Source organism: Clostridium tarantellae, from assembly GCF_009295725.1.
Classification (GTDB): domain Bacteria; phylum Bacillota; class Clostridia; order Clostridiales; family Clostridiaceae; genus Sarcina; species Sarcina tarantellae.
The window spans coordinates 1-3863 of record NZ_WHJC01000304.1 but is presented as its reverse complement, the minus strand read 5'-3'; the positions used below and the strand labels follow the sequence as shown (position 1 = coordinate 3863).

The window sequence follows — 3863 nt, the reverse complement described above, 5'->3', positions numbered from 1 at the left end:
TCTTATAGCTTAATAATATATAACCCTTAACTTAATAAATTGGCATTTATATTAAACCATCATTTTTATATTTTTCTATTGTTCTAATTACATAGCTTAATGTACAAAAATCTTTATCTGAATCTATCTTAAATCTATTTAATCCTTTTATTAAAATACTTTCACTAAAGTTTTCTAATAAGATCATTAACATTAAAGTATTGATTTCTCCGTCCTTTGTATCTAAAACCCTAGCTGCTTTTATATACTTATTTTCCATAGCTACTTTAACTGCATTTTTAAGTTCTTCACTCATTTCTATTTGTGGCATCTCTTCAAAAACTCTAATATCAGATTCATCACCTTTTAGGTTCTTTGCTTTACTTATATCTGTATTTAAAAATATAACATTTTTAAATTCTGCATCTTTAAAATCAGTACCTTCTAAATTTACTCCTTCAAAGATTGCATTTTCAAATTTAGCATATTTAAACTTACTCTTTTTTAAATTAGCCCCAATAAATTCTGTACTTTTAAATGTACACCCATAAAAATCACAAGATTTTAAATGCGCTCCTCTAAAACTTACAAAATTAAAATTAGAACCCGTAAAATTGCAATTATAACAATTGCTTCTTTTTAAATTACTATACATAAAATTTTTATTTTGCTTATCTGCGTTATTGTATTTGAAAATATCCTTAGTATTATTTTTAGCCATTTTTACGTTCCTCCAAACAAAGCATTTCTAAATTTAAAGCAAGTATTAACTTTAATTATTTTGTTATTACCATTTTAGCTTCATACACTTCTTTTAATACTATATATGTGTGAATTTAAAGTCAACATATTTTTATTATTAATATGTTTTTCATACATCTCAGATTAATAATAAAATTATGCCAATAATTAAATTAATTAACTTTCCAAAGAATATTCAATTATTTTATCTAATAAATGGCTAAAGTTTATACCTTTTGCCATAGCACTTTTAGGAATAAGACTAGTTGCAGTCATACCTGGCAAAGTATTAACTTCTAATAAATATGGAACATTTTCACTTACTATCATGTCCACTCTACAATAGCTTTTGCACTCTAATACACTCCAAAGCTTTTTTGAAATCTCAGTTACTTTATTTTGTAAGCTTTCTTCTAGCATAACCACCTCTTCACTAGCTCCATCAGGTTCATACTTAGATAAATAATCAAAGAACTCACCATTTTTAGCTTTAATAGTAACAGTTGGAAATACCACTCCATTTAACACAAAGGAAGTTATCTCTTCACCCTTAATATACTTTTCAATAATAATTTCATTATCATACTTAAGACCCTCTTTTACAGCATGCTCAACTTCATACTTATTTTTAACAAAAAATGTTGCCACACTAGAACCACCATTGTTAGGTTTTATAAAAACAGGATATCCAAGATCCTCAATTTTACTATAGTCTATATCATTAATATTTTTAACTGCAATCCATGGAGCAGTAACTATTCCTACACTTTTGCTAAGTCTTTTAGTAAGACTTTTGTTCATACAAATAGCACTAGTTAATACCCCACACCTACTATAAGGAATATCTACTGTCTCAAGTACTGCTTGTATTTTTCCATCTTCTCCAAACTTACCATGTAAAGCTAAAAATGCAAAATCTATATTTCTTACCTTTTCCATAACCTCGCTTTTTGAATTTATTATTATAGGTATTATTTCTTCATACTTTTCTCTATTTAAATTTTTAATAACCTCTTCTCCTGATTTTAAAGATATCTCCCTTTCTGAAGAAATACCTCCCATTATCACACCAATTCTCATAATCTTCACACCTCTTTAATTTATTTTCATATACTTTTTCTACTTTAAGATAAACCACTAACTCCTAATAACTTTTATAAACTTTTCACTCATCCCCTTCATAACTTATAACCTGGTTTATCTGTATATATTGCATTATATGAAAACAAGGTAAAATAAGAAAGAACCACCTCCTAAATAGTTTTTAGGATTAGTGGTTCTTCTTTTCATCTATAATTTTTAAACTCTTCGTTAAAGCATCTTCACAATAATCTATTTTAACATCTGGCTCTAATACTCTTTCATTATTTTTATCTTTATTTGGTCTTAAAAATTGCTTAAAAGAAACTTGCCCTTCCAAATTAGAATTTTTTAATTGAAATACTAGTACATCTCCAAAACTTGAAGGCATATTTCTACTTCCTTGACCAACAATAGTTCCTAAATTTCCATCTTTTACACAAGTAACTAACCACTGTGCTGAGCTAAAAGTATTTTCATCACAAAGTACATATAAATTTATATCTTCATTTTTAACCACTTTATTAGTTGGCTCATAGGATATAGAGCCACTTTTTCTCAAAAAACCATATCTTTCACTAGCTAGTGATGAAAATCTTATGGTTGCTCCAAAATTACCAGGTACCATATTTAAAGATTCTAATAACTTTGTAGATGCTTCTGAATTTCCCCCTGGATTTCCTCTAACATCTATTATTACATTATCAATACTATTATCTACAGCTTTTTTTGTATCTTCTATAACTTTATCTAGTTCTTTCCCAAGAGTGCAACTACCTAATCTAATAAACAAAATATCTTCACTTAATTGCTTACTCCATATACCTAAATCAACATATTTATTTTTTTCCCATTTTATTAAATTAGCTGAAAATTTTTCTTCTTTATCTCCATTAGAAACAGTTACTATTAATTCATTTGAACAATCTATTCCAGCTAATGTTAAAATTTGCTCATATCTAGAGTACTTAGAATTATTTACATCTTTAGCCACATAATTTTCTGATGGAAACAATTCTTCAATTAAATTTATAATATTTTCAACAGGAATTTCATTAATTCTTATAACTTTATAATTAGATACACTATAATCTGAGTTAGTTAAAAATAACCCTCCATTTAAGTATCTCCAATTAATATCTAAAAAGTTTTCTTCATTCCAATAAACTATAGTATGTCCATCTTCTATAGAAGATAAATACTTACTAATATAAATTTGAAATTCTTGTACATTCATTGAATCTGTTGTTTCTTTCAAAAAATTTTCTTTAGCTTTTTTATAATTTTCTACTTCTTCATTTAAAAATATAGGATGAGTGTTTTCTACAATTTCGATAATTTTATCTCTATCTTCTTCTATTTCTTCAAAGGTTAATTCTTTTTGTAGTACTACTCTTCCTTTAGGAGTATATGGTTTAGGCTTGTATATTGTCATTGGTGAATTATTGTATAAATATAAAAAAACCAACCCAAATACTACTAATATTGCAAAAACAACCCAGCACACTAATTCAATTAACTCTTTCTTATTCACACTTTTCCCCTTTATTAATAATAAAATTAAATAAAATAGTTCTAATAATTATTATATCATTTTTGTAATTATTTTCCATATAATTTTATAATAAAAGAAAAAAATTATCATGTTAAAGGCTGTTTTATTTAATCCACATACCTTTTAACTTGATAATTTTTTTCCTAAACTTCTTTTGAATTTTCCGCACTTATTTAAACCAAACTCCTAGTACTAGGTTCCTCTTAACTCTTAAACTCTTAAAACTCTTAAATTACACTTATAGAACAGATGTAATCATTTCAAATAATATAAACCATTTAAATTTATCAAAAGAAGCTTATAACTATTTATCCACTTCTAAATTCTAAGGAACCAAATAAACTCCCCTATAAGATTATCTTTAAAATACCACCTCACAAACATTTTAAAAATAATCCTAAGTTATTTGAATTAATTCGTTGAACATGTTCATGTTAATAATACCAATCTACTTATTGTATGTCAAATTAAATGTATATGTATATTATTAAATTCTTATTATATATAC

Annotated in this window: 3 protein-coding genes; all 3 read right to left on the bottom strand. The window is 25.8% G+C overall.

Annotated features, from left to right (window positions below; translation table 11 throughout):
* Positions 1–46 precede the first annotated feature (46 nt).
* Positions 47–700 (bottom strand): pentapeptide repeat-containing protein, encoded by a 654-nt coding sequence (locus GBZ86_RS13545; protein WP_152891502.1) that lies wholly within the window; start codon positions 698–700, stop codon positions 47–49.
* Between the two features lie 197 nt (positions 701–897).
* Positions 898–1800, bottom strand: coding sequence for a D-alanine--D-alanine ligase (locus GBZ86_RS13540; RefSeq protein ID WP_152891500.1), 903 nt, complete (start codon positions 1798–1800; stop codon positions 898–900).
* A gap of 190 nt (positions 1801–1990) precedes the next feature.
* Positions 1991–3334: a S41 family peptidase gene (locus GBZ86_RS13535; RefSeq protein WP_152891498.1), complete on the bottom strand. Its 1344-nt coding sequence runs from the start codon at positions 3332–3334 to the stop codon at positions 1991–1993.
* Positions 3335–3863: the final 529 nt, after the last annotated feature.